Annotated in this window: 21 protein-coding genes; 9 read left to right on the top strand and 12 right to left on the bottom strand. The window is 70.5% G+C overall.

Annotated elements, in window-relative coordinates; all coding sequences use genetic code 11:
• The first annotated feature begins 44 nt into the window (after positions 1–44).
• The 3 genes from ACTWQA_RS17840 (at position 45) to ACTWQA_RS17830 (ending at position 3,084) form a co-directional block, all read left to right on the top strand.
• Positions 45–1,136 (top strand): GNAT family N-acetyltransferase, encoded by a 1,092-nt coding sequence (locus ACTWQA_RS17840; protein WP_443160312.1) that lies wholly within the window; start codon positions 45–47, stop codon positions 1,134–1,136.
• 241 nt (positions 1,137–1,377) lie between these two features.
• Positions 1,378–1,875 carry a hypothetical protein gene (locus tag ACTWQA_RS17835; RefSeq protein ID WP_443160311.1) on the top strand — a complete coding sequence of 166 codons (498 nt, stop codon included), beginning with the start codon at positions 1,378–1,380 and terminating at the stop codon, positions 1,873–1,875.
• A 378-nt stretch (positions 1,876–2,253) separates the two neighbouring features.
• Positions 2,254–3,084 (top strand): SDR family oxidoreductase, encoded by an 831-nt coding sequence (locus ACTWQA_RS17830; protein ID WP_443160310.1) that lies wholly within the window; start codon positions 2,254–2,256, stop codon positions 3,082–3,084.
• Positions 3,085–3,601: 517 nt separating this feature from the next.
• Here the strand turns inward: ACTWQA_RS17830 and ACTWQA_RS17825 are convergent.
• Both ACTWQA_RS17825 and ACTWQA_RS17820 read right to left on the bottom strand, forming a co-directional pair.
• Complete coding sequence (locus ACTWQA_RS17825) at positions 3,602–5,116, bottom strand: FHA domain-containing protein (protein ID WP_443160309.1); 1,515 nt, start codon at positions 5,114–5,116, stop codon at positions 3,602–3,604.
• 490 nt (positions 5,117–5,606) lie between these two features.
• Positions 5,607–6,743 carry a site-2 protease family protein gene (locus ACTWQA_RS17820; protein ID WP_443160308.1) on the bottom strand — a complete coding sequence of 379 codons (1,137 nt, stop codon included), beginning with the start codon at positions 6,741–6,743 and terminating at the stop codon, positions 5,607–5,609.
• Positions 6,744–6,899: 156 nt separating this feature from the next.
• Here ACTWQA_RS17820 and ACTWQA_RS17815 point away from each other — a divergent pair, with 156 nt between their 5' ends.
• From ACTWQA_RS17815 to ACTWQA_RS17805, 3 genes are all read left to right on the top strand, one after another.
• Positions 6,900–7,760, top strand: coding sequence for a RecB family exonuclease (locus ACTWQA_RS17815; RefSeq protein ID WP_443160307.1), 861 nt, complete (start codon positions 6,900–6,902; stop codon positions 7,758–7,760).
• 197 nt (positions 7,761–7,957) lie between these two features.
• Positions 7,958–9,133, top strand: a complete 1,176-nt coding sequence (locus ACTWQA_RS17810) for a sensor histidine kinase (RefSeq protein WP_443160306.1) — start codon at positions 7,958–7,960, stop codon at positions 9,131–9,133.
• The gene (locus ACTWQA_RS17805) at positions 9,130–9,813 is read left to right on the top strand and encodes a response regulator (protein WP_305921438.1); all 684 of its coding nucleotides are present in this window, start codon (positions 9,130–9,132) and stop codon (positions 9,811–9,813) included. The genes ACTWQA_RS17810 and ACTWQA_RS17805 overlap by 4 nt, the downstream gene beginning before the upstream one ends.
• 13 nt (positions 9,814–9,826) lie before the next feature.
• On the opposite strand, the gene ACTWQA_RS17800 is transcribed toward ACTWQA_RS17805, so the two are convergent.
• The 8 genes from ACTWQA_RS17800 to metH form a co-directional block, all read right to left on the bottom strand.
• Positions 9,827–10,813, bottom strand: a complete 987-nt coding sequence (locus ACTWQA_RS17800) for an ABC transporter ATP-binding protein (protein WP_443160357.1) — start codon at positions 10,811–10,813, stop codon at positions 9,827–9,829.
• A gap of 32 nt (positions 10,814–10,845) precedes the next feature.
• Positions 10,846–11,871: an ABC transporter ATP-binding protein gene (locus tag ACTWQA_RS17795; protein ID WP_443160305.1), complete on the bottom strand. Its 1,026-nt coding sequence runs from the start codon at positions 11,869–11,871 to the stop codon at positions 10,846–10,848.
• Positions 11,868–12,881: an ABC transporter permease gene (locus tag ACTWQA_RS17790; RefSeq protein ID WP_443160304.1), complete on the bottom strand. Its 1,014-nt coding sequence runs from the start codon at positions 12,879–12,881 to the stop codon at positions 11,868–11,870. The genes ACTWQA_RS17795 and ACTWQA_RS17790 overlap by 4 nt, the downstream gene beginning before the upstream one ends.
• Positions 12,882–12,968: 87 nt before the next feature.
• On the bottom strand, positions 12,969–14,732 hold the full coding sequence (locus ACTWQA_RS17785) for an ABC transporter substrate-binding protein (protein ID WP_443160303.1): 1,764 nt from the start codon (positions 14,730–14,732) through the stop codon (positions 12,969–12,971).
• Positions 14,733–14,779: 47 nt separating this feature from the next.
• Entirely contained in the window at positions 14,780–15,772 is a 993-nt protein-coding gene (locus ACTWQA_RS17780) for an ABC transporter permease (RefSeq protein ID WP_305921434.1), read from the bottom strand.
• Between the two features lie 225 nt (positions 15,773–15,997).
• Positions 15,998–16,492, bottom strand: coding sequence for a cellulose synthase (locus tag ACTWQA_RS17775; protein WP_443160302.1), 495 nt, complete (start codon positions 16,490–16,492; stop codon positions 15,998–16,000).
• 100 nt (positions 16,493–16,592) lie between these two features.
• The gene (locus ACTWQA_RS17770; protein ID WP_443160301.1) at positions 16,593–17,237 is read right to left on the bottom strand and encodes an HAD family hydrolase; all 645 of its coding nucleotides are present in this window, start codon (positions 17,235–17,237) and stop codon (positions 16,593–16,595) included.
• Positions 17,238–17,402: 165 nt separating this feature from the next.
• Positions 17,403–20,867 (bottom strand): methionine synthase, encoded by a 3,465-nt coding sequence (metH, locus tag ACTWQA_RS17765; RefSeq protein WP_443160300.1) that lies wholly within the window; start codon positions 20,865–20,867, stop codon positions 17,403–17,405.
• A gap of 120 nt (positions 20,868–20,987) precedes the next feature.
• Between metH and ACTWQA_RS17760 the strand changes: the two genes are divergently transcribed.
• The 3 genes from ACTWQA_RS17760 (at position 20,988) to ACTWQA_RS17750 (ending at position 23,424) form a co-directional block, all read left to right on the top strand.
• Positions 20,988–21,446, top strand: a complete 459-nt coding sequence (locus ACTWQA_RS17760) for a universal stress protein (protein WP_443160299.1) — start codon at positions 20,988–20,990, stop codon at positions 21,444–21,446.
• Between the two features lie 345 nt (positions 21,447–21,791).
• On the top strand, positions 21,792–22,646 hold the full coding sequence (locus ACTWQA_RS17755; protein ID WP_305921430.1) for a PAC2 family protein: 855 nt from the start codon (positions 21,792–21,794) through the stop codon (positions 22,644–22,646).
• A gap of 277 nt (positions 22,647–22,923) precedes the next feature.
• On the top strand, positions 22,924–23,424 hold the full coding sequence (locus tag ACTWQA_RS17750) for a hypothetical protein (RefSeq protein WP_443160298.1): 501 nt from the start codon (positions 22,924–22,926) through the stop codon (positions 23,422–23,424).
• Positions 23,425–23,463: 39 nt separating this feature from the next.
• On the opposite strand, the gene ACTWQA_RS17745 is transcribed toward ACTWQA_RS17750, so the two are convergent.
• Positions 23,464–24,177: a sirohydrochlorin chelatase gene (locus tag ACTWQA_RS17745; protein ID WP_443160297.1), complete on the bottom strand. Its 714-nt coding sequence runs from the start codon at positions 24,175–24,177 to the stop codon at positions 23,464–23,466.
• Positions 24,177–25,343, bottom strand: a complete 1,167-nt coding sequence (locus tag ACTWQA_RS17740; RefSeq protein WP_443160296.1) for a uroporphyrinogen-III synthase — start codon at positions 25,341–25,343, stop codon at positions 24,177–24,179. The genes ACTWQA_RS17745 and ACTWQA_RS17740 overlap by 1 nt, the downstream gene beginning before the upstream one ends.
• Positions 25,344–25,412: the final 69 nt, after the last annotated feature.

Raw genomic sequence — 25,412 nt, 5'->3', positions numbered from 1 at the left:
TATAGGGCTTTCGAGCGCGTCCGGACGCACGGTATCTATGGGGGATGCTCCCGCGCGACGTGATCTCCAGCGGTCCCCTGATCCTGCGGCCTCCCGTGGAAGGCGACGCCCAGGGGATCGTCGAGACCTGCGACGATCCGGTGACGGCCTGGTTCCTGCCGCTCCTGCCGTCGCCGTACCGGATGGAGGACACGCGCGACTACTTCGCCCATGCGGCGGCCAAGTGGGAAGGCGGCGGCGCGGAGTTCGCGATCGTCGAGAACGGGCGCTACTCCGGCTCCGTCGGCGTGCGGCCACCGGACCCGTGGAACGTGGCCGAGATCGGCTACATGGTGGCGCCGTGGGCGCGGGGCAAGGGCGTGGCCTCCAGGGCGGTCAGGGCCGTCACCGACTGGCTGTTCGACCACGGGATACGCCGGGTGGAGCTGCAGGCGGCCGTGGAGAACGTGGCGAGCCTGCGGGTGGCCTACAAGTGCGGCTTCCGCGAGGAGGGACGCAAGCGGGAGGCCAAGTCGATGCGCGACGGCCGGTACGCCGACCTCGTGGCCTTCGCCAGGCTGAAGGGCGACGCGGTGGAGGCGGCGGAGCCGTACCTGCCGTTCTTCGAGGACGGGTGGCTGTCGGACGGCGTGGTGCGGCTCGAACCCCTGGCCGTCGAGGACGCCGCGGACTTCCACCGGATGGTGACCGAGCCGAGCGTGGCGGCCTACTTCGTGGGGCCGCCGAGCACGATGGAGGACGACGAGCGGCGCTGCCGCTACACCGGATACTGGTGGATGTCGGGGCAGAGGATCGAGGTGGCGATCAGGGACGCGGGCTCCGGGGCGTTCGCGGGGCACGTGCAGCTGACGCAGGTGGCACCGGTACTGGGACAGGCGATGATCGGTTATTCGCTGGTGCCGGAGTTCCGGGGCAAGGGGTTCATGACGCGGGCGGTCGACCTGCTGGTGGAGTGGGCGTTCGCGAACACGGCGCTGCACCGGATCGTGGCCGGGACCGAGGCAGGGAACACGGCCTCGCACCGGGTGCTGGAACGGGCCGGCTTCCGCAGGGAGGGCGTGCACCGCGAGCTGTTCCCGAAGCCGGGCGGCGGGCGGGCCGACGACGTGGCGTGGGCGCGGCTGCGGCCGTCGTAGACGTCGCGTGGGCGCCGCTGCGGCGTGGCGGACCTGGCGTGGGCGGGACCGCGCTCGTCGTGGCGGCTCGCCGGCCGGCCATACGGCGGGTCCCGCCCGAGGACCGAAATGGGCAAAAATCTGGATTTCCTGATGTGGGGCTAGTCAAGGGCCTCGTCGGGAGTGATAGTCGGGGCACCCGCACTCGAGTCGCGCGACCGGGCCGCGCGATCTCGCCGCCTCCGCTTGAGGGATCATCGCGATGCTGTACAACCGTGTCGATGTCGCCATGCGTGAACTCGTCGCCGACTTCTCGTGTCTGCAGGCCGACGACCTCGTCGATCGGCTGGCGCGCGCCGCCGCCGCCGTCGCGGGCACCGCCTATGCGGGGTTCGTACGGGTGGACCCGCTGCGGCGGGAGGCGCTGCCGGTCCACCTGCACGGCCCACCCGGGGATCCGCTGCGGATAGGCCCGTGGCTGGCGGAATCGGGAGTGCTGAAGGAGCTCGCTTTATCGGCGGGCACGCTGCGACTGGCTCAGGACGCGGCTGTGGGCGAGCCGGGGTTCCTGGCCACTCTGGTGCCGGTGGTGGCTCGGGAGCACACGTTCGTGTGGGTCGCGGGCCGCCGCTTCGGGGACGCGGACGAGCATCTGCTGGGCAGGTTCGCGACGGCGGCGGGGCGGGCGCTGGAGGCGGCCAGTGGGCTGGAGGCGGCGGTACGGATGCTGCGCGGCATCCGGGCCTTCCGACCGGCCTAGTGTTGGGGCGTCCGGATCACCGGGAAAGGGATGGTCGGTTACCGGGCGGTAATGCGTTGGTCATGCTGATGTGAGGTCGTTTCAACAACCCACATTTTCCGATGATTTTTCAGTTATTTGGCGATTTATCTACAATGTCGGGAGCATTTACCCGGGGACGGCGGAATGTTCCCCGTGCCACTCCTCCCTGACCCGTCCGCGCGGCGGCGAGCCCCTGAGTCCCGGGGTTCCCGCCCTCGGCCAGCGGATCATGGGTGGCCTCCGACAGGGTTCCGGTCACCCACACGAAAACCCCTTGCCCGATATGTCGTATTTGCGCATGGATGGGCTGAAGAAACAAGCTGGTCTCCGGGGGCCGTATTGACGAAGGTGGTGTTCGTGCGGATTCTCATCGTGGGCGGGAGCGGCTTTCTCGGAGGCGAGCTTGTGCGCCTGTGCGTGGCGTCGGGTCATGACGTGGGCGCGACGTACCTGACCCGGGCCGGGGAGGTCCCAGAAGTCGCGTGGCTGCCTCTGGACGTGCGCTCGCGTGCGGAGGCCGCCTCCGTCGTCGCGGCGTTCCGGCCGGAGGTGACGATCAACGCGGCATACCGGCAGCGGGACTGGACGGCCACGGCGGACGGCGCGGCGCACCTCGCCCTGGCCGTGGCGGCGGCGGGCGGGCGGCTGGTGCACGTCTCCAGCGACGCCGTCTTCTCGGGCTCCGCGCCCCGCTATGACGAGACGTGCGTGCCGGACCCGGTCAGCCCGTACGGCGCCGCCAAGGCCGCCGCCGAGACGGCGGTGCGGGCCATCCTGCCCGACGCCGCGATCGCCCGCACATCCTTGATCATCGGGCGGGGCGGGTCCCCGCACGAGGCGTTCGTCCGGACGCTCGCCGCGGGGCGCGGGGACGGGGTTCTGTTCACGGACGATGTCCGGTGCCCGGTGGACGTCGCCGACCTCGCGGCGGCGCTCGTGGAGCTGGCGGTCCGCGGGGACGCGGGCATGTGGCACCTGGCCGGCACCGACGCGCTGAGCCGCCACGAGCTGGGGGTGCTGATCGCGCGCAGGGACGGCCTCGACGCCGGGCGCCTGCCCACCGGCCGCCGCGCCGACACGGCCCTGCCCGGACCGTACGACGTCCGCCTGGACTGCACGGCGACCCAACGACGGCTCAGCACCCGCCTCCGCGGCGCCCGCGCATTCCTGACCCGGTCCGCGCTCTGACCCGGTCCGCGTCCCGACCCCGTCCAAGCCGACAGGCCCGCATCCCACCGAGTGCCCGCCTCCAGCACCCCACCGGCGACCGCCTGCACCCCTGCACCCGTCGGCTCCACACCACTGGCCGCCTCCTGCACCCGTCGGCTCCACACCACTGGGCGCCTCCTGCACCCGCAGACTGCCTCCAGCAGCCCAGCCCTCACCGCCTGCATCACCACGGCCCTGCTCCGGTGTCGGCGTCCCTTCAGCTCCGCCGGCTCGGCCCCCAGACTGCCTGCTACACCCCTGCGAGCGTGCCTCCTCGCGAGAGGACGACGGCCCCAGCGTCCGTCCCCCTCCGGCGGCTCCGGCGGGCCGGCGTCGCGACGGCAGGCCGCGAATGCCGCACCTGGACCTGGCCAGGGACGCGTGACCGGCGCGAGGCCGGTCGCGTCATCGCGGCCAGGTCTCCACGCCGTGCCCTCGAACGCACGCGTCCCCGGACCCATGGGGCCCGGGGACGCGGTCGGTATGACGGGCCGTCCTACCCCCGGTGCGCCTCGAAGCGGAGCGTGCGGGAGACGCCCACGCGAACCGTGGTCCCCGGTGCGATGGTGACGGGCTCGTTCGGCGGGATGTCGTAGAAGTTGGGGTCGCCGGGCGGCTGGATCTGGGTGCCGTTGACGGAGCCCAGGTCCACCAGGTTGACGTCCCAGCCGTCCAGCGCCACCCGCAGGTGCCGCCGCGACACCGACCCGTCCGGGCTGGTCACCTTGGCGGGCCTGGCGGTGCCTCCGGCCACCTCGGGCGCCCGCTCGGGGTCGCGCCCGAGCAGGTAGTCGCTCTCCAGCGGCAGCGCGGTCCCGTCGTCCAGGATGAGGACGCCCAGCGAGGGGCGCGGACCCTTGTAGGGGACGAGCGTCCGCTGGACCAGGGCGATGCCGCAGACGGCGCAGTAGGGCACGCGGGGGTCGTTGAAGTGGTCGTTCTTGCAGTCGACCCCGTAGACGAGCGGGCGGTCGCCCTGCTCGGACTGCTGCTGCTCCTGAGGCGGCGGCCCCGGGTGGTCGAAATGGTCGGGCGGACCGAGCAGGGGCGGCGCGGGCTGGTCGAAGTGCTCCGGCGGGCCCATGTGCTGCGGGACCTGCGGCTCGCCGGCGCCGTTGCCGGAGGGTGGCGGCTCGTCGTACGACGGGAACTGCTGCTGCGGCTCCGGCAGCGGCGGCGGCTGGTCCTGCGGCTGGTAAGGCGGCGGCTGCTCCTGCTGATAGGGCGGCTGCTCTTGTGGGTGGTGGTAGGGCGGCTGCTCTTGCGGCCCCTGGAAGGGAGACTGCTCCTGGTGCGGCACGTACGACGGCTGGGGCTGGTCCTGCGGCGGCTGGTAAGGCGGCGGCTGCTCTGCGGCCGGCGGCGCTGGCTGCGGGCCCGAGGGCGGCCCTTGCAGGACCGGTGGCTGGTCGGCCAGCGGGTAGGGAGGTCGCTCGACCTGCTGCTGTGCGGGCGGCTGGATCAGGTCGGCCTCGAGGTGGAAGGCCGTGGCGGGCATCTCGCTGGTCAGCGGCCTGGACGGGGCGGGCTCGAACGGCTGGTCGGTGAGGTCGCCGATGAGGCCGCCGCCGTGAACCACGCCGCCCTCGAAACGCACTGCGGGGTGAGGGCTGCCGGCGCCGGGCATGGTCAGCTCGACGCGTTCGACGGTGCCGGTGACGAGCCGGTCGGCCCAGGTCAGGGAGTCGCTGCCGGCCAGCCGCGTCTCGCCCGACGAGGTGCCGATGGTGGCCGACGCCGCGCCGCTGACCAGCACGGCCACACCGCCGCTCACGGCGCCCGCGACGGCGCACGTGGCCGGGTCCCCGGCCATGTTGGCCGCCAGGACCTGCGCGGCGCGGCGGGCCAGCGCCCTGCCGTCCCCGCCCGAGGCGGCCGTCTCGCGCAGCGCCTCGAGCAGGCCGTCGGCGGTGGCCTCACCCGGGTCGCACACCAGCAGCAGCCCGCCCACGTAGGCGACCAGTCCATTTCCAGGAAGCGGACGCACCGTTCCGAAACCTTGGTCGGTCATGCGTCCTCCTTCATGACGACCGTGCTGCGCTCATTGGTGCCCTCGCTTCGCTCGGTCACAAGGCCTCCTCCGTCGGCCTTGCGACCAGGTCGCTGTGCCGAATTGGTGCCCTCGCTTCGCTCGGTCACAGGGCCTCCTCCGTCGGCCTTGCGACCAGGTCGCTGTGCCGATTGGTGCCCTCGCTTCGCTCGGTCACTCAACTCTCCTCCCCGGAAGCCGGCGATGTCACGGCACCCGCACTGCTGTGCTGGCTTGCGGTGGCCCCACCAGCCATACGCATACCCAGACGGCGAGGGCGTGTCGCTGCCCCGTCGTCTCGATTCGGTGAACCGGTGGACCGCAACAAACCCCTTAACTGTGCAAGTTTGGCCAAACCGAACACTATCGGCCAGTCATCGCATCGCAGAAATCGCCGGAGTCAGAAGCGGCCCGCCCGAAACTGCTGGACACGACCCTATCCGGGGGCCGCCGCTTAAACGAGTGGGACAAATCAGACGCCGGTGAAAACCCGGTTCACATCGGCTGTGGCCAGCACGCCATAGACTGCGCCGCCGGGCTCGACGAGCAGATACTCGCTGCCGGGGGCCTCCCGCATGGCGTCGATGAGCGGCTCCCCGGTCAGACCGGCGTCGAGCACCATGGTGGGGTCGAGGGACTTGGCGAGGGAGGCGACGTTCACCCAGGGGCGGCGGTGCTCAGGGGTGGCCTGCACGGCGGCCTCGTTCACGATCGCCAGGGGCGTGCCGTCGTGGTCGACCACGACGAGGGCGCCCGCCCTCTGCTCAGCGGCCTGCCGCAGGGCCTCGGACAGCGGCGTCTCCGCCGTCACCGGGATCGCCCTGCGGGCCAGTGCGCGGGCGTTGACCTGCGGAATCCTAGCCCTGATCTTGGCAACGCGCAGCGACTGCGTCGCTCCCATCCAGATGAACGAGGCCAGCACCAGCGGCCACACGAGGTTGGTGAAGTCGGCCTCCCGGTCGCCCGTCAGGGTGGTCGCCAGCGCGAACACCACCAGCACCACGGCCAGCACCCGCCCGCCCCAGGCGGCGACGATGGTGCCGGAGCCGGGGTTCCTGGTCAGCTTCCACACGCCGGCGCGCAACATCCTGCCGCCGTCGAGGGGCAGGCCGGGCAGCAGGTTGAACACGCCGACGATGAGGTTGGCGACCCACAGCTGCCAGGTCAGCGCCTCGACGATGCCGCCGCTGTTGATCACGAAGATGTCGGCGGCCACGCCCACCCCGGCCAGCCCGAGGGAGAGCGCCGGGCCGGCCGCGGCGATCGCGAACTCCTTGCCCGGCGTCGGCGGCTCCTTCTCGATCTCCGACACGCCGCCGAGGAGGTAGAGGGTGATCCTGCGCACCGGCAGGCCGTACCACTTGGCCAGGACGCTGTGCGCGAGCTCGTGCAGCAGCACCGAGACGTACAGCAGCACCGCGAACACGAACGCCACCGCGTATGCCGCGGCGCTGTCGAGCTCGGGCAGCATCTGCTGCATCTGCGGCCCGAACATCACCGTGATGAAGGCCGCCACGAGGAACCACGTCCATGAGACGTAAACGGGAATCCCGAACGGTTTTCCCATCCGAAGGCCGGAGAACTCCTGCCGCGGGCTTTGCTCGCTCACCGTACTCCTTGTACGTCCTTGTCGCCGGGGGCCCGTCAGGGGCGCGGTCCTCCCGCCGGTACGTGGTGTCGCTGCCCTTGATGCTACGCGCCGCGGCACGTGAACCTCGTTTCGCGGGGGCCTATTCTGTCGGGGTCTTCACCTAGAGTGCGGTGCATGACGTTGACCGAGCCGGTGATCATCGGAGCTCTCTCCCCGTCCCGGGCGGGCGATTTCATGACCTGCCCCCTGCTCTACCGCTTCCGGGTGATCGACCAGCTGCCGGAGAGACCCTCGCAGGCGGCGGTGCGCGGCACGGTGGTCCACGCGGTCCTGGAGCGCCTCTACGACCTGCCGGCGCCGCGCCGTTCGGTGCAGGCGGCGCTGGAGCTGCTGGAGCCGCAGTGGGCGCAGCTGCTGGCGGGGGACCCGCAGTTCGCGGAGATGTTCGCCGACGACGCCGAGCAGGCCGAGTGGCTGACGCAGGCGCGGGGCATGCTGGAGCGCTACTTCACGCTGGAGGACCCGACGCGGCTGGAGCCTGCCGAGCGCGAGCTCTACGTCGAGGCGGTCCTGGACGGCGGGCTGATGCTGCGCGGCTACGTCGACCGGCTCGACGTGGCGCCGACCGGCGAGGTCCGGGTGGTCGACTACAAGACGGGCAGCGCGCCGGGGCCGGACTTCGAGGCCAAGGCGCTGTTCCAGATGAAGTTCTACGCGCTGGTGCTGTGGCGGCTGCGGGGGCAGGTGCCGCGGCTGCTGCAGCTGGTTTACCTGGGCGGGGCCGGCGAGGTGCTGCGGTACGCGCCGGACGAGGCCGACCTGCTGGCCACCGAGCGCAAGGTGATGGCGTTGTGGGCGGCGATCGAGCGGTCGATGGAGACCGGCGAGTGGCGGGCCCGGCGCAGCCGGCTGTGCGACTGGTGCGACCATCAGGCGCTGTGCCCGGAGTTCGGCGGCACCCCTCCCCCGGTCCCCGACCGCCGGCCCGGCGACACGGTCCGCAGCAACCGCCGCTCGGCCACCGACGAGCTGTGACGACCGTCGCCACCCGGGTGTCCGGCCGTGAGCGACCGGCAGCGCGTCGCCGTTCGGCGTCCCGGTGCAGGCGAAGCGGCGCGCCGCAGGCAGTGGGGTGGCTGGTGCGTGGGTGGGGCCGAGGCGAACAGGCGTATGCGGGGTAATCCTCCCGAGGGAGGAGGTTGTGGTCTCTCACCTGGTCTTACAGTGAAGCGGTGCGCATCGACCGAACCAGGCTCCACGACACGGTTCTAGCCGGGGTGGTGGGCGTCGCGTCGGTCGTGTTGTTCGTGCTCTACGACCCCGACCGGCTCGAGGCCGCGGGCCTGCTGGTGGAAGGACTGCGCGCCCCAGACGCGCTCGGAACGGCGCTGGTGGTGCTGGCGTGCGTGCCGGTGGCGGCCCGCCGGAGGTGGCCGCTGGCGGCGCTGTGCGCGGGCCTGGCGCCGGAGGCGGTGCTGACGGCGGCCGGCTACGGCAACGGCGTGCCGGGCGTGGCGGGTTTGGTGCTGCTGTACTCCGTGGCCTCGCATCGGGGCCTGGCGATGGCTCTGGGCGGGCTGGCGGCGTCGCTGGCCGCGTACTCCTTCGGGGCCGTGACGGGCCCGTTCAGGGCGGCGAGCTGGACCGACCACGTGATGGTCGTGGTGGTGCTGGGCGCGGTGTGGGGCGCGGGCCGCAGCCTGCGGTTGCGGCGGGCGTACCTGGAGGAGCTGAAGGACCGGGCGGCCAGGCTGGAGCGGGCGCACGCGGCCGACACGCGAGCGGCACGCGCCGAGGAGCGCTCCAGGATCGCCCGCGAGCTGCACGACGTGGTCGCCCACCACGTCAGCGTGATGATCGTGCAAGCGGCGGCGGCGCGCCGGGTGCTGGCCTCCGATCAGGAGCTGGCGGGCGAGGCGCTGTCGGCGATCGAGCAGACGGGCCGGATGGCGATGGCGGAGATGCGCAACATCGTGGGGGTGCTGCGTACCGACGCCAGGGCCGAGCTGGGCCCGCAGCCGGGCGTGCAGGACCTGCCCGCGCTGGTGGAGCAGATGCGGGAGGCAGGGCTGCCGGCCCGGCTGCTGGTGGAGGGCGAGCCGCGGCCGCTGCCCGCGGGGGTGGACCTGGCCGCGTACCGGCTGGTCCAGGAGGGGCTGACCAACAGCCTGCGGCACGCCGGGGCCGGGGCGAAGGCGGTGGTGACCGTCCAGCACAAACCGCGCGAGCTGGACGTACGGGTGGAGGACGACGGAAACGGCGGGCCGGATCTGCCCATGCGGTCAGGGCATGGCTTGGTCGGCATTCGCGAACGGGTGGCACTCTATGGTGGAATCCTGAACATCGGTCCGTTGCCAGGGGGCGGTTTCGAGGTGCGGGCGAGGTTTCCGTTGAAGGACGGCCAATGACGATCAGAGTGCTGCTGGTGGACGATCAGCCGCTGCTGCGCACGGGATTCCGCCTGATCCTGGAGGCCGAGTCCGACATCACGGTGGTGGGCCAGGCCGGGGACGGCAAGGTCGCGATGGAGCAGACGCGCGCGCTGCTGCCCGACGTGGTGCTCATGGACATCCGGATGCCGGGGGTCGACGGCATCGAGGCGACCCGCAGGATCGTCAGGGAGGCGGCGCCGTCGGCGCACGTGCCGAAGGTGCTGGTGCTGACGACGTTCGACCTGGACGAATACATCGTGGAGGCGCTGCGCTCAGGCGCGTCCGGGTTCCTGCTGAAGGATGTGCCGCCGGATGAGCTGGTGCAGGCCATCCGGGTGGTGGCGGCCGGGGACGCGATCGTGGCGCCGAGCGTGACCAGGCGGTTGCTGGACCGGTTCGCCTCAAGGCTGCCGTCGGCGTACGAGCAGGCCACGCCGGCGCGGCTGGACCGGCTGACCGAGCGGGAGCTGGAGGTGCTGCGGCTCATCGCCAAGGGTATGTCCAACGCGGAGATCGCCGCCAAGCTCGTGGTGAGCGAGACGACGGTCAAGACGCACGTCGGAAACGTGCTGACCAAGCTGGGGCTGCGGGACCGTGTGCAGGCCGTGGTGCTGGCCTACGAGACGGGGCTGATCACCCCGGGCGCGTTGTCCTGAGCCCCAGCCGGGTTCACTTCGCGGCCGGGCTCTCCTTCGCGGCGATTTCCGGGGCGTTCTCCGGGAAGTGGCAGGCGACGCGGTGGCCGCTTGCCAGCTCCTCCAGCGGCGGCTCGACCGTCCGGCAGATCTCCTGCGCCTTCCAGCAGCGGGTGTGGAAGCGGCAGGCCGGCGGCGGGTTGAGCGGGCTGGGCACGTCTCCGGCGAGCCGGATGCGCTCGCGTTCCTTGCGGGCCTTCGGGTCGGGCACGGGCACGGCCGACAGCAGCGCGTTCGTGTACGGGTGCATCGGCGCGCTGTAGAGCTGCTTGCGCTCGGCGATCTCGACGATCTTGCCCAGGTACATGACGGCGACGCGGTCGCTGATGTGGCGCACCACCGACAGGTCGTGGGCGATCACGACGTAGGTGAGGTCGAGCTCGTTCTGCAGGTCCTCCAGCAGGTTGACGACCTGCGCCTGGATGGACACGTCGAGCGCGGAGACCGGCTCGTCGGCGATGATGAGCTTGGGCTTGAGCGCGAGCGTGCGGGCGATGCCGATGCGCTGCCGCTGGCCGCCGGAAAACTCGTGCGGGTAGCGGTTGTAGTGCTCGGGGTTGAGCCCGACGAGCTCCAGGATGTCCTGGACGGCCTTCTTGATGCCGTGCTCGGTCTTGACGCCCTGGATGCGGAACGGGGCGCCGACGATGGCGCCGACCGTGTGGCGGGGGTTGAGCGACGAATAGGGGTCCTGGAAGATCATCTGCATGTCGCGCCGGAGCGGGCGGAGCCTGCCCTGGCCCATGTGCGTGATGTCCTGGCCCTCGAAGACGACCTTGCCGGCGGTGGGCTCGAGCAGGCGGGTGACCAGCCGGCCCGTCGTGGACTTGCCGCAGCCGGACTCGCCCACCAGCCCGAGCGTCTCGCCCTTGAACACGTCGAAGCTGATCCCGTCGACCGCTTTGACCGCGCCGACCTGCCTTTTGAGCAGGCCCTTCGTCACGGGGAAGTGCTTCTCCATGTTCTGCACGGAAAGAAGCAGCTCGGTTTCGCTCACTGGGTCTCCAGCACTGGCTTGATCTCGGTCTCCCACAGGCTCCGCCGTTCGGTCCTGCTCATGTGGCAGCGCACCAGGTGGCCGCCTTCGGTTTCGGCCAGGGCGGGCACTTCGGTGTCCGCCCTGCCGTCGGTGCGCTCGGAGTACGGGCAGCGAGGGTGGAAGGCGCAGCCGGGCGGCACGTTGATCAGGGACGGCGGGGAGCCCTTGATCGGCAGCAGCCGTTCGGTGGGCTCGCGGTCGAGGCGGGGCATGGAGCCCAGCAGGCCCCAGGTGTAGGGGTGCTCGGGGCGGTAGAAGATGTCGTCGGCGGAGCCGTATTCGACGCACTTGCCGCCGTACATGACGAGGATGTCGTCGGACACCTGGGCCACCACGCCCAGGTCGTGGGTGATGATGATGAGCGCGGAGTTGAACTCGCGCTGCAGGTCGACCATGAGGTCGAGGATCTGCGCCTGGACGGTCACGTCGAGCGCGGTGGTCGGCTCGTCGGCGATGAGCAGCTCGGGGTCGCACGACAGCGCCATCGCGATCATGGCGCGCTGCCGCATGCCGCCGGAGAACTCGTGCGGGTAGGCGTCGACGCGCCTGGCCGGCTCGGGGATGCCGACGCGGCCGAGCATGTCGATGGCGTGCTTGCGGGCGACCTGCTTGGTGACCTTGTGGTGGATGCGGTAGGCCTCGATGATCTGGTGGCCGACCGTATAGAAGGGGTGCATCGACGACAGCGGATCCTGGAAGATCATCGCCATCTTCTTGCCGCGCAGCCCGCGCACGTGCTCGGCGGAGGCGCCGATGAGCTCCTCGCCGTCGAGCCAGATCTCGCCGGACATCCTGGCGCGGCCGCCCTTGTGCAGGCCGAGCACGCCGAGGCTGGTCACGCTCTTGCCGGAGCCGGACTCGCCGACGATGCCGAGGGTCTTGCCGCGCTCGACGCCGAACGACAGCCCGTCGACGGACCTGACCAGACCGTCGTCGGTCGGGAAGTGGATCTTCAGATCCTTGACGTCAAGGAAGCTCACGACAACCTCACCCTCGGGTCGACCACGGCATAGAGCATGTCGACGATCAGGCTCGCGATCACGACGAACAGCGCGGCCATGAGGACGACGCCCATGACCTGCGGCAAGTCCTGGTTCCTGATGGCCAGGATGGCGTACTGGCCGAGCCCGGGCAGAGTATAGGTGGTCTCGGTGAGTACGGCGCCGCCGATGAGCAGGCCGAAGTCGATGCCGAAGAGGGTGAGGACCGGCGTCAGCGCGGCGCGCAGGCCGTGCTTGACGATGACCTCGCGCTCACGCAGGCCCTTGGCGCGGGCGGTGCGGATGTAGTCCTCCCCCATGGTCTCGAGCATCCCCGCCCGGGTGAGCCTGGCGTAGCCGGCCGCGAACAGGAACGCCAGCGTGATCCACGGCAGCAGCAGGTCGTAGGCCCACAGCGCCGGGTTCTGGGTGAACGGAACGTAGGCGCCGCCGGGCGCGGTCCAGCCCAGGCCGTAGCTGAAGAAGACCAGGGTGATCATGCCGGTGAAGAAGATCGGCAGCGACACGCCGGCCAGCGCGGTGCCCATCGACAGGCGGTCGAAGAAGCTGCCGCGGCGCAGCGCGGACAGCACGCCCACGCCGATGCCGACCGCCACCCAGATGAGGGCGGCGCCGATGGCCAGGGAGATGGTCACCGGCAGGCGGTCGATCAGGTCCGGCCAGACGGGCTGGCCGGTGATGAAGGAGTAGCCGAAGCACGGTGCGGGACACTGCTCGACCCCCGCGCCGTAGTCGTATTCGGCGCCGAAGATGAGGCTCTTGAGGAACCGGCCGTACTGCACGACCACCGGATCGTAGAAGCCCAGCTTCTGGGCGACCAGGTGCACCGTCTCCGGTGTGGCCGCGCGGCCCACGTACCGTGAGGCGAGGGCCTCGGGGGTGGCCCCGGCCCACTGCGGCACGATGTAGAAGATGCCGAACGTGACCATGCTGATCACGACGAGCATCGCGACTGCGCCGATCAGACGTCTGATGATATATGTGAGCACCGCTACCGGCCGAGCGGCCCGGCCCGTCGCCGGGCCAGGCCACTCCCGCCTTCACCTGCCTTTACTAGATCCCCGAAGCGCGCCAGGTCACTGGACGCCCATCATGATGTAGTCGTAGCCCTGCTGGCCCTCGTTGTAGGCGACGTTCGTCACGTTCTGGCCGCGCAGGAGCAGAGCCTTGGCCCAGACCACGGGAAGGAGGGAGGCGTCCTCCATGACCTTCTTGTCCACGTCGACCCAGAGCTTCTCGCGGGCCGTGGCGTCCAGCTCGGACGAGGCCTGGTCGATCAGCTTGTCCACCTCAGGGTTCTTGACGCTGAGGTTGTAGTTGCCGGCCGGGCGGATGGTGCGGCTGTCGACGATGGCCTGCAGGAAGCCGTAGCCGTCGGGCCAGTCCGAGCCCCAGCCGTGGGCGGCCAGGCCGATGCCGTTCTTCTTGACGTACTCGACGTTGCCGGCGTAGTCGGAGAAGTAGCTGGAGGACGGGAAGCCCTTGAGCGTGAGCTTGATGCCGACCTTGTCCAGCGCCTGCTGCATCGCCTCGGCCAGCGCCTTCTCACGCGGCCGGTCGGAGCGGAAGGACATGGTCGTGGAGAAGCCGTTGGGCTGGCCGCAGGCCGTCAGGGCCTCCTTGGCCTTGGTGACGTCGCCCTTGTTCTCCGGCGTCTGGTACAGGTCGAACTTCTGCTGGCCCTTGATGGGCGGCGGCATGACGTTCGTGGCGATCTCGCCGCCGGCGACCGGGCCGCCGAAGGCGGTCTGGTTGGCGACGCGGTCCGCGGCCCACATGATGGCCTTGCGGCAGTCGAGGTTGTCCAGCGGCTTGGTGTCGGGGATGACCGACACGAACCACAGACGCTGCAGGACCGGGTTGTCCGTACGGGCCTTCATCGCCGGGTCGGGCAGGACCTTGCCCAGCGCGGCGGGCTGCAGGCCGGTGCCCGGGACGTCCAGGTGGATGTTGCCGGACATCAGCTGGTTGTCCAGGTCGTCGGCGTTGACGTTGAGCTGGACCTCGATGCGGTCGGGCAGCGCCGGACGGTGGGGGTCGGTCGCCGCGTCCCACTGGTCGTTGCGCACCAGCGCCAGGCTCTTGCCGGCCTGGACGCTCTCGAACTTGTAAGGACCGGAGGAGATCACGTGCTCGCGGTACTTCGCGCCGGTGTCCTTGGCCTTGGGCACCGGGGCCGTCATCGGCATCTGGACGATGTAGTCCATCGACGCGAACGGCTTGGTCAGGTGGAAAACGACCGTGGAGTCGTCCGTCGCCTCGACGGCCGACTTGTAGTCGACGTCGGGGGTCTTGTAGATGCCCTTGAAGTCCTTCGGCCAGGCCAGCAGCTCATTGAGGTAGGAGGGGCCGTGCGTGAAGGTCTCCTTGTCGAACGACCTGGCCACCGCGTACGCCACGTCCTGGGCGGTGATCGGCGTGCCGTCCTCGAACTTCAGACCACTCTTGATCTTGTACGTCCAGGTCTTGCCGTCGGCGCTCGGCTGGCCGAGACCCTCGGCCAGGTCGGGCACCACGGTGGCGCCCTCGGGCCCCGGTCCCGGCTTGTACATCGTCAGCGTCCGCCAGTAGAGGCGGCCGAAGTTGAAGGAGTAGCCGTAATAGGTGTCGGCCGGGTCAAGGCTGTCCCAGTCGGAGGAGTGCGCGGCCTTGAGCGTGCCTCCCTTCTTGGTGGAAGCATTGAACACCTGGGTCAGCGCCACGTTCGCCGCGGGTTGCGCGGCGCCGCCGGCGGTGGCCGTCTGGGCCGGCTGCTGCTGGCCGCCACCTCCGCCACAGGCGGAGAGCACCAAGGCGAGCGCCGCTGTCGCGGCCGCCGCCAGTGCGGATTTCCTTCTCATTGACTAACCCCTTGTTAGTGAGATGGGGGATGGAGCGTAGGCGAAGGTCAATGCGCGCGTGGGTCGAAGGCGTCCCTCAGCCCGTCGCCGAACAGGTTGAACGCCAGGACGGTAACGAAGATCGCCAAGCCCGGGAAGAGCACGAAGTGCGGGAGTGTGTAGAAACGCACCGCCTCCGAGAGCATGCCGCCCCACGTCGGAGTGGGCGGGTTGATGCCGACTCCCAGGAACGAGAGCGCGGCCTCGAACAGGATGTTGGTCGGAATGAGCAGGGTCGCGTAGACCAGGATCGGCGCCATCAGGTTGGGCAGGACCTCGCGGAACAGGATGTAGCCGTGGCGTGCCCCGAGGCTGCGCGCGGCGTCGACGAACTCCCGCTCCCGCAGTGACAGGGTCTGCCCGCGTACGATGCGGCCGATGCTGGGCCAGCTGAAGAACCCGATGATGAAGACGAGCATCGCCACGCGCAGTCCGTTGCCCTCCAGGCCGAACCCCTTGTCGGGGACGACGCCGGCGAGCGCGATCGCGAAGACCAGCAGCGGGAAGGCGAGGAAGACGTCCATGATCCGGCCGATCACCTGGTCGACCCATCCGCCGAAATAGCCCGCCAGGACGCCCAGGACCGTGCCGATGAGCACGGACACGAGGGTGGCGAGGAAGCCGATGAGCAGCGAGATCCCCGCGCCGGCCACGATGCGGCTGAAGATGTCGCGGCCGTTGACCGGCTCGACGCCGAGCAGGTATTCACTGCTCACGCCGCCGAAGTTTCCCTTGGGCAGGAGCGTGCTCTGGTCGATCGCGTCCTGGTGGAACTCCAGCGGCGGGTGCCCGAAGGCGGCGATGATCGGCGAGGCGAAAACGGACACCAGGATCAGGAAGATGACGAAGATCCCGCCGGCGAGCGCGACCTTGTCCCGCCTCAACCGCATCCAGGCGATCCCGGTGAGCGAGCGGCCCTGGATGGCCTTGCCCGCTCCCGCGAGCACCGACTCCGGATGCGCCTCCGCCGCGGAACCGGAAACGTCGAGCGGCGCGGTCATGCGAAATTGCCCCCTGCATCTAGACGACGCTGTCTATTAGAGATGACTTTAGACCGCGAGTCGCGACCTCAGGAGGCAGAATCTATGGCCTGAGCTGCTGTGACCAGTCCCTCGGGCTGCTATGTGGCTAATCTGTGATTGATGCGAAACTCATTCGTATCGATCTTGAACGGAATGTCTGGGGCACGTCCCGTTTCAGTCTCAGAACTGTGACACAAGCCGGATTCAGCCGATACCACGGCGTTTGAGAAGTTCCTCGATGTCCGAAAAGTCGTCGTCGCTCTTGGCCGGCTTCGGGGCGCCCACGGCGGGCTGAGGCTTGGGTGCGGCGGCCGACTTGTTCGCTGAAGGCTTAACGGACTGTTGCGCCGGAGTGTCAGAAGCGGACTTCTTCCTGCCCGCGGCCAGCCTCCTGCCACGCAGGACCCCGGACACGACGAACAGCACCACCGACAGCCCCGTGACCGCAACGCCGGCCCAGACCAGCGGGTTGAGGACCAGCCCGGTCACGAACCCCACCAGGGTCGTGCCGACGGTCCACAGCGCCTGCAGCGCGCCGGTCAGATAGGCCGCCATGGGCAACAGCGCCCATGCGGCCACCCGCATCCCCGAAGCAGCACCCCTGCGGCGGAACGCCAGGAAGCTGAACACCAGCCCGGCGACCGTCGCACCGGCACACAGTGGCAGCCAAAGCGAAGCAAGCTGGTTGAACATGTCCATGGTGCCGCCCCCTCAATGTGTGGCTCGTTACTCCATCCTGGCACGCGAACGCCCGGTCGCCTCCTCCGCGAGAACCACTTTTCCCTTAGGGGACGAGCCCTCAGAACGTCAGGAGTGCCCTGAGGTCGGCGACCGCGACCTCGTGCAGGGAGGAGACCACGAGCCGGCCGGGCGCCGGCTCGATGGGCAGGAGGCTGGGGACCGCCACGACGGCGCAACCGGCCGCCGTGGCCGCGGCCACGCCGTTCGGCGAGTCCTCCAGGACGACGCAACGGACCGGCTCCACGCCGAGCATGCTCGCGGCCGTCAGGTACGGCTCAGGGTCCGGCTTGGTACGGGAGACGTCGTCGGCGGTGACCACGACGTCGAAGCGGTCCCTGCCGACGCTCTTGAGCACCGCGTCGGCGATCTCCTTCAGCGAGGACGTGACGAGCCCCACGGGGACTCCCCCGGCCCGGACGGCGTCGAGCAGCTCGGAGGCGCCCGGCATCACCGAGATGCCCGCCGACAGGCGCGCCACCATGCCGTCGAGCATCCACTGCCGCACGATGTCACCCGCCACCTCGGAGCCGGACACGGCCAGCATGTAGCCGACCGTCCGCTCCATGGACCCGCCGACCAGGTGCGCCTGATGCTCGGGCGTCCACTGCCCGCCGAGCCGGCCCATCACCTCGGTCTCGATCTCCAGCCACACCCGCTCGCTGTCGACCAGCAGCCCGTCCATGTCGAAGAAGACGGCTTCCATGTGCCCCCGATCCGTAGGTACGTGCACGCCATTGTCGCGCTCGCCGGGTGAACGCGTCCGGCCGGGTGGAGGAAGAACGACCGCACCGGTCCGCGCGTCCGTCGTTCCCGACGGCACGACCACCGCCCGACGACGCGGGCGGGGCGGCAGAGCGGCCGGGGCGGGTCAGACGTTGAAGTATTTGGCCTCGGGATGGTGCGCGACCAGCGCGGAGGTGGCCTGCTCCGGGTGGAGCTGGAACTCCTCCGACAGCGTGACGCCGATGCGCTCGGGGTCGAGCAGCTGGAACAGCTGCACCTGATCCTCGAGGTTGGGGCACGCCGGGTAACCGAAGGAGTAGCGGCACCCCTGGATGTTGACCTTGAGCATGTCGTCCAGCGACTCCTCGCCCCCGATGCCCCACTCCGAGCGGACCCGGGCGTGCCAGTATTCGGCCAGGGCCTCGGTGAGCTGCACCGACAGTCCGTGCAGCTCCAGGTAGTCGCGGTAGGCGTCCTTGGCGAACAGCTCGGACGTGGCCTCGGCGATCTTCGAGCCCATGGTGACGACCTGGAGGCCGACCACGTCGACCTCGCCGGAGTCCTTGCGCCGGAAGAAGTCCGACAGGCACAGGTGGCGATCACGGCGCTGGCGCGGGAAGGTGAAGCGGGTGCGCTCGCCGCCGTCCTCGTCGAGAACGATCAGAGAGTCGCCGTCGCTGACGCACGGGAAGTGCCCGTAGACGACGGCCGCCTCCAGCAGGCCCTCGGTCTGAATGCGCTCCAGCCACATGCGCAGCCGCGGCCGGCCCTCGGTCTCGACCAGCTCCTCGTAGCCGGGCCCGTCGCCGCCCCTGGTGGGCTTGAGCCCCCACTGGCCGAGGAACAGCGCCCGCTCGTCAAGGAAGGCGGAGTAGTCGGTCAGCGAGATGCCCTTGACGATGCGGTCCCCGTAGAAGGGCGGCGCCGGCACGGGGTTGTCGGCGGCCACGTCGGAGCGGGCGGGCAGCTCCTCGACCGGGGTGCGGGTGAGCACGGCGCCGGTCTTGACGCGCCGCTCGCGCAGCGGCGGCAGCGTCGCCCCGGCCACGCCGCGCTTGACGGCCATGAACGCGTCCATGAGCCGCAGCCCTTCGAACGCGTCGCGGGCGTAGCGCACCTCGCCCTCGAACAGCCCGGCGAGGTCCTGCTCGACGTAGGCGCGGGTCAGGGCGGCGCCGCCGAGCAGCACGGGGTATTTCTGCGACAGGCCCCTGGAGTTCATCTCCTCCAGGTTTTCCTTCATGATGACCGTCGACTTGACCAGCAGGCCCGACATGCCGATGACGTCGGCCTTCTGCTCGTCGGCGGCCTCCAGGATGGCCGACACCGGCTGCTTGATGCCGAGGTTGACGACCTGGTAGCCGTTGTTGGACAGGATGATGTCGACGAGGTTCTTACCGATGTCGTGCACGTCGCCCTTGACGGTGGCCAGCACGATGCGGCCCTTCGTCTCGCCCTCGACGCGCTCCATGTGGGGCTCGAGGTAGGCGACGGCGGCCTTCATGACCTCGGCCGACTGCAGCACGAACGGCAGCTGCATCTGCCCGGAGCCGAACAGCTCGCCCACGGTCTTCATGCCGTCGAGCAGCACCTCGTTGATGATCTCCAGGGCGGGCCGCTGGTCGAGCGCGGTGTCGAGGTCGGCCTCCAGGCCCTTGCGCTCGCCGTCGATGATGCGCCGCTTGAGCCGCTCCCACAGCGGCAGCGCGGCCAGCTCCTCGGCCTTGCCGGCGCGCATGGCGGCGGCGTCGACGCCCTCGAACAGGTCCATGAACCGCTGCAGCGGGTCGTAGCCGTCGCGGCGGCGGTCGTAGACCATGTCGAGCGCGACCTGGCGCTGCTCGTCGGGGATGCGCGCCATCGGCAGGATCTTGGAGGCGTGCACGATGGCCGAGTCGAGCCCGGCGTTGACGCACTCGTTGAGGAACACCGAGTTGAGCACCATGCGGGCGGCCGGGTTGAGCCCGAAGCTGATGTTGGACAGGCCCAGCGTGGTCTGCACGCCCGGGTAGCGGCGCTTGAGCTCGCGGATGGCCTCGATGGTCTCCAGGCCGTCGCGCCTGGTCTCCTCCTGGCCGGTGGCGATGGGGAAGGTGAGGCAGTCGACGATGATGTCCTCGACCCGCATGCCCCAGTTGCCGGTCAGGTCCTCGATGAGGCGGGTGGCGACGCGCACCTTCCAGTCCGCGGTGCGGGCCTGGCCCTCCTCGTCGATGGTCAGCGCGACCACGGCCGAGCCGTGCTCGCGCACCAGACGCATGATCTTCTGGAAGCGGGAGTCGGGGCCGTCGCCGTCCTCGTAGTTGACGGAGTTGACGGCGGCGCGGCCGCCGAGCATCTCCAGCCCGGCCTGCAGCACCGCCGGCTCGGTCGAGTCGAGCATGATCGGCAGGGTGGAGGCGGTGGCGAAGCGGAAGGCCAGCTCCTTCATGTCGCTCACGCCGTCGCGGCCGACGTAGTCGACGCACAGGTCGAGCATGTGGGCGCCGTCGCGGGCCTGGTCACGGGCCGTCTCCACGCAGTCGTCCCAGCGGCCCGCCAGCATGGCCTCGCGGAAGGCCTTGGAGCCGTTGGTGTTGCAGCGCTCGCCGATGGCCAGGTAAGAGGTGTCCTGCCGGAACGGCACGGTCTGGTAGAGCGAGGACGCGCCCGGCTCGGGGTGCGGCCGGCGCGGCGCCACCTCCTGGCCGCGGACCCGCTCGACGACCTGGCGCAGATGCTCGGGGGTGGTGCCGCAGCAGCCGCCGACCAGGGACAGGCCGTAGTCGCGGGTGAACGTGCCGTGCGCGTCGGCCAGCTCCTGCGCCGTCAGCGGGTAGTAGGCGCCGTCGGAGGTCAGCACCGGCAGGCCCGCGTTGGGCATGCAGCTGAGCTTGAGCCGGGAGTGGCGGGCGAGATAACGCAGGTGCTCGCTCATCTCGGCGGGGCCGGTCGCGCAGTTGAGCCCGATGATGTCGACGCCGAGCGGCTCGATCGCGGTCAGCGCGGCGCCGATCTCGGAGCCGAGCAGCATCGCGCCGTTGGTCTCGATCGTGACCTGGGCGATGACCGGGATGTCCCGGCCGGAGGCCTCGGCGGCCCGCTTGGCGCCGATGACGGCGGCCTTGACCTGGAGCAGGTCCTGGCAGGTCTCGATGATCAGCGCGTCGGCGCCGCCCGCGATCAGGCCGGCCGCGTTGTCCCGGTAGGCGTCGCGCAGGCTGGCGTAGGGCAGATGGCCCAGCGTGGGCAGCTTGGTGCCCGGGCCCATCGAGCCGAGCACGAAACGCGGCTGGTCCGGCGTGGACCAGTGGTCGGCGGACTCCCGGGCGATCCTGGCGCCTGCCTCGGAGAATTCGAAGACCCGCTCGGAGATGTCGTATTCGCCGAGTGCGGCGAGGTTGGCGCCGAAGGTGTTGGTCTCGACGCAGTCGACGCCGACGGCGAAGTAAGCGTCGTGGACGCCGCGCACGATGTCGGGGCGGGTGACGTTGAGCACCTCGTTGCAGCCCTCGTGACCGTGGAAGTCGTCGAGGGTCGGGTCCTGGGCCTGGAGCATCGTGCCCATCGCGCCGTCGGCGACGATCACGCGCTGGGACAACACTTCTCGGAAGGACGGCGAAATGCTCATGGGGTAGAGCTTATCGGCTGCGCTTCGAGGGCTGTTCGAGCCGGGCTCGAGAGATCGCTTTCGGGGCGAGGCGTTAGGCTGCCGACTGGTCATTGAACGCAGCGTCCAATAGGGGTCATCATGGCCTACCGCACCGTACTCGTCGGCACCGACGGCTCGGCCTCGTCCTTCCACGCCGTGTCCGCGGCGGCGTCCCTGGCCGCGGCGACCGGCGCCACTCTCGTCCTGGCCTGCGCGTATCTGCCCATGCGGGAGAGCGAGCGGTCGGCGGCCGCCGACCGGCTCGGCGAGCTGGCGTACAAGGTGAGCGGATCCACACCGGCCGACGACGCGCTGCGGGCGGCGCGCGAGCACGCCGTCGCGGCGGGCGCCGCCGGCGTGGTCCTCGCCGCCGAGCAGGGCGACGCCGTGGACGTGCTGGTCTCGCTGGCCGCCAGGCACCGCGCCGACCTGATCGTGGTCGGCAACCGCGGGCTCAACAGCCTGGCCGGCCGGCTGCTCGGATCCGTGCCCTCGGGCGTGTCCCACCGCGCCTCTTGCGATGTGCTGATCGTGCACACCACCGACGGCAAGCGCTGACCGGCCGGACACGGGTCCGCCCCGAACGCGAGGCGAGTCCGCGCCGAGCGCAAAGCCGTACAGAGCGCAAGAACGTCCGAGCACGGGGCTCCGCCGAGCGTGAACACGTTCGCGCTCGTGTGGGGGGCCGGAGGGCCGCGTCGCGGGCCTTGCGGGCGGAGAGGGCCCGGAGGGGCGGTGCGGGGTGGCCGCGCGTTCGCAAGGAGATCGGTGACGCCGATGCCTCCTTACCGCATAGGCTTAGCGGGACAATGGAGCGAACGAGCTCGGCGCGAGAGAGTGAGGAACGAGCCAACGAGCGCCGAAGCGGTCGCGACCATCGACAACAGCGGGAGGAGGCGACACGTGATAGAGCTTGAAGGGCTCCCCGAGCTCGTCGACCCGGTGCTCATTGCCGCGTTCGAGGGGTGGAACGACGCGGGCGAGGCCTCCAGCGGTGTGATCGCCCATCTCGAGTCCGCTTGGAAGGCCGAGCCGCTCATCGCGCTCGACCCGGACGACTACTACGACTTCCAGGTGACGCGGCCCGTCGTCGAGATGAACGACGGGCTGACCCAGTCGATCGTGTGGCCGACGACACGGCTGCTGCGCGCCAGACCGGAGGGCGTGGAGCGCGACATCGTGCTGCTGCGCGGCATCGAGCCCAACATGCGCTGGCGCTCGTTCTGCGCCGACATCATCGAGGTCTGCCGCGAGCTGGGCGTGGAGCTGGCCGTCATGCTCGGCGCGCTGCTCAACGACTCTCCGCACACCCGTCCCGTGCCCATCCTGGGTGGCGCGACGGACGAGACGCTGGCCCGCTCCACCAACCTGGAGCTGAGCCGCTACGAGGGCCCGACGGGCATCGTGGGGGTGCTGCAGCACGAGTTCGGCCAGGCGGGCCTGGACGCGATCTCGCTGTGGGCGTCGGTGCCGCACTACGTGGCCCAGCCGCCCAACCCGAAGGCGACGCTGGCGTTGCTGCGCAGGCTGGAGGACGTGCTGGAGATCCCGATGCCGCTCGGCGACCTCGACGAGGAGGCCCGCGCGTGGGAGCACGGCGTCGACGAGCTGGCCTCGCAGGACACCGAAGTGGCCGAATACGTCAAGGAGCTGGAGGAGCGCAAGGACGCCGCCGAGCTGCCCGAGGCCAGCGGGGACGCCATCGCGGCCGAGTTCGAGCGTTACCTGCGCCGGCGGGACAGCGGCACCGACGGCTGACGTCACCGCGACAACGAGAGCCTCACCAGCCGCGACACTGACAGCTAACCCTCAGGGATTAAAACCGACAATTTTTCGCGCTTTCGGGTAATAATCGGGGACCACAAGATTACATGAAGTTGGGATCCCAGATTTAAGGCCTCCTACCCGATAAATCGCGAAACCTCGGCTTCGCGCCGTGATGCCTACCCACTACCGCGCAGTTAGGCACGCCATGGCGACTTCCCATGTAGATCCGCATCAAAGAAGTCAGGACACCCGGCGGCGCGTCCTGGAGATGGCCGTCTCCCTCAGGGACGACCGGCCCGGCGGCTCCGTGGATCACTTCCTCGCCCTGCTGCAGGACCGGCTTCCGCTCTGGCTCAGCATTCTCCATGCTCTCTCCGACCGCGTCGGAAAAGGGTGCGTCTCAGACAATCTCCTTCCTGTTGCCCAGGCGGGCATTGACTACTACATCGACGTACAGAGCGCGGCGCTCCCCGTCTTCACCTCGCCGAACGTGACCGTCCGCTTCCGCCAGGCCATCCGCGACAACGGGCTCGGCCCCCGTACGGAAACCGCGCCGCTGGCCGCCTACCTGGCGGCCGAGCAGCGGCTGGGCCGGGTGCGCTCCGACGTCGACCCGGAGGCCAGCGCCCGGCTGCTGATCGCGGGCTGTTTCCACCGGGCCTACATCGAGATGTTCGTCGGCGCCGAAGCGGGGCCGACGTGTGAGGCGAGCGCGGTCGAGATCGTGCGGGAGCTGCGCCTGGAGCCCGTCACCTCCGCGGTCACCTGACGACCCGGCGGCAGCGGAGCGTCCGCGGTCGCCGGGCTCTCAGTGCCGTGACGCCCGGGCGGTCTGCGGCATGGTGCGCCGGCCGCGCAGGGCTTCGTCGTAGCGGTGCCAGATCAGGGCCGCCACGTCCGGGTCGGCGCCCAGCGGCTCGCTCACCAGCCCCGCGCCGGCCGCCGCCAGGCGGTCGTGGAAGAAGCCGGGCGCCAGCACGTACGAGGCGATCGCCACGCGGGCGGCCGGGGTCGCGCCGAGCCGCTCCATGGCCCCCTCCAGCGACGGCGAGCCGGCCGAGGCGAAGGCCGCCGTGACCGGGCGGGCCAGGCGTAGCGCGAGCTGGTGCGCGGCGGCCCGCACGTCGGCGAGCGCGGCCGGGTCGGAGGAGCCGGCCGCGCCGAGCACGACCGCGTCCGTGGAGCGCAGCCCGGCCCGGGCGAGCTTGCGGGCCAGCACCGACGTCAGCAGCCGGTGCGGGCCGAGCCAGCCGGCCACCACGGCGTCGGGACGGTGCTCGGCGATGACGTCGGGCAGGTCGATGTGCACGTGGTATCCGCCCGCCAGCAGCAGCGGGACCACCACCACCGGGCCGCGGGCGGCGTCGAGGACGTCGGCGAGGAGGGGCGAGCTGATCTCGAGGTAGCTGAGCTCGACCCGCTGCCCTGGACGGGCCCTGGCGACAGTCCGCGTCAGGGCCGACAGGGTCTCCTCCCCCGCGGCGCTGCGGGTCCCGTGCGCGGCCAGGACGAGTGTGGGCATCACATCCCCGCCTCGTACTGGCACGCGAGCCGGTAGCCGCGCTTGACCACCGTCTCGACGATCCCGCTCGGGCCGAGCGCGCGGCGCAGCCGCGTGATGGCCATCTCCACGGCGTGCTCGGCCGAGTCGCGCGCGATGCTGCCCGGCAGCACGGTACGCAGGTCGGCGCGGGAGACCACATGCCCGGGCTTGTCGGCCAGCCGCTTGAGCACCGCCATCGGGGCGGGCGGCAGCGGCCGCAGCTCGCCGTCCACCACCACGGCGTGGCCGCGGATCTCCAGATGGTGGTCGCCGGCGACCAGCCTGGTGACGCCATGCTCGGGCAGGTGCCTGGCAAGGGCGCGGGCCAGCGCGCCCAGCCGCGAGCGGTCCGGCTGCAGGGTCGGCACGCCGCGCGCGGTCAGCGGCCCCGCGGTGACGGGCCCCACGCAGGCGGCCACGACGGGCCCGCCGAAGGCCGCGAGCAGCGCGTCTTCCAGCCCCTCTGCCCGGGCCATGCCGAGCATGGCGTGTACGGCGGGCGCGCTGGTGAAGGCAACCGCGTCCACCGACCCGGAGATCGTCTGGCTGATCAGGCGGCGCAGCGGCGAGACGTCGCGGTACGGCAGCCACCGGTAGACCGGGATCTCGATCACCTCGGCGCCGGCCTGGCGCAGCGCGGCCACGAAGTCGTCGAGCGGCTCGCCGTGCTGCTGCACCGCGATGCGCCGGCCGCGCAGATCCTGATCGAGCAGATACTGCTTGACCTCCTCGCAGGACTCGGTGGCCGGGGTCCAGTGGTCGTTGAGCCCGGCGGCCCGCACCGCTCCCCTGGCCTTGGGCCCGCGGGTGAGCAGGCGGGCGCCGGACAGGTGCTCGCCCAGGTCGGACGACAACCCCCAGCCTTCGGCGGCGGCCATCCAGCCGCGAAAGCCCACGCCCGTAGTGACGACGACGTCGTCGAGCGGCGATTCGAGGGCGAGTCTGGTGGCGGCGAGCAGGTCGGTGTCCTCCGCCAGGGGGACCAGCCGGATCGCGGGGGCGCTGACCACCCGCGCGCCGCGCCGCTCCAGCAGGGCGCCGAACTCCTCGCGCCGCCGGGTCGCGGTCACACCGACCGTGAAGCCCGACAGCGCGTCGGGCGCCGTCTCCGGCGCGGCGCTGCCTTCCAGGGGGAGCGCACTCATGCCTTTACCTCCAGATATGCGAAGATGCCTGGCCGGGCCCCGAGCACTCGGCCAGGCATCACACGCGCG

Source organism: Nonomuraea sp. 10N515B, assembly GCF_052245915.1.
Classification (GTDB): domain Bacteria; phylum Actinomycetota; class Actinomycetes; order Streptosporangiales; family Streptosporangiaceae; genus Nonomuraea.
Note: the sequence above shows the minus strand (reverse complement) of the source record. Positions and strands in the feature narration are given on the sequence as shown.

Coding starts and splice junctions, on each gene's coding strand:
- ACTWQA_RS17840 (WP_443160312.1), top strand. CDS start 45: ATGCTCCCGCGCGACGTGATCTCCAGCGGTCCCCTGATCCTGCGGCCT.
- ACTWQA_RS17835 (WP_443160311.1), top strand. CDS start 1,378: ATGCTGTACAACCGTGTCGATGTCGCCATGCGTGAACTCGTCGCCGAC.
- ACTWQA_RS17825 (WP_443160309.1), bottom strand. CDS start 5,116: ATGACCGACCAAGGTTTCGGAACGGTGCGTCCGCTTCCTGGAAATGGA.
- ACTWQA_RS17815 (WP_443160307.1), top strand. CDS start 6,900: ATGACGTTGACCGAGCCGGTGATCATCGGAGCTCTCTCCCCGTCCCGG.
- ACTWQA_RS17805 (WP_305921438.1), top strand. CDS start 9,130: ATGACGATCAGAGTGCTGCTGGTGGACGATCAGCCGCTGCTGCGCACG.
- ACTWQA_RS17800 (WP_443160357.1), bottom strand. CDS start 10,813: ATGGAGAAGCACTTCCCCGTGACGAAGGGCCTGCTCAAAAGGCAGGTC.
- ACTWQA_RS17785 (WP_443160303.1), bottom strand. CDS start 14,732: ATGAGAAGGAAATCCGCACTGGCGGCGGCCGCGACAGCGGCGCTCGCC.
- ACTWQA_RS17780 (WP_305921434.1), bottom strand. CDS start 15,772: ATGACCGCGCCGCTCGACGTTTCCGGTTCCGCGGCGGAGGCGCATCCG.
- ACTWQA_RS17775 (WP_443160302.1), bottom strand. CDS start 16,492: ATGGACATGTTCAACCAGCTTGCTTCGCTTTGGCTGCCACTGTGTGCC.
- ACTWQA_RS17770 (WP_443160301.1), bottom strand. CDS start 17,237: ATGGAAGCCGTCTTCTTCGACATGGACGGGCTGCTGGTCGACAGCGAG.
- metH (WP_443160300.1), bottom strand. CDS start 20,867: ATGAGCATTTCGCCGTCCTTCCGAGAAGTGTTGTCCCAGCGCGTGATC.
- ACTWQA_RS17760 (WP_443160299.1), top strand. CDS start 20,988: ATGGCCTACCGCACCGTACTCGTCGGCACCGACGGCTCGGCCTCGTCC.
- ACTWQA_RS17750 (WP_443160298.1), top strand. CDS start 22,924: ATGGCCGTCTCCCTCAGGGACGACCGGCCCGGCGGCTCCGTGGATCAC.
- ACTWQA_RS17745 (WP_443160297.1), bottom strand. CDS start 24,177: ATGCCCACACTCGTCCTGGCCGCGCACGGGACCCGCAGCGCCGCGGGG.
- ACTWQA_RS17740 (WP_443160296.1), bottom strand. CDS start 25,343: ATGAGTGCGCTCCCCCTGGAAGGCAGCGCCGCGCCGGAGACGGCGCCC.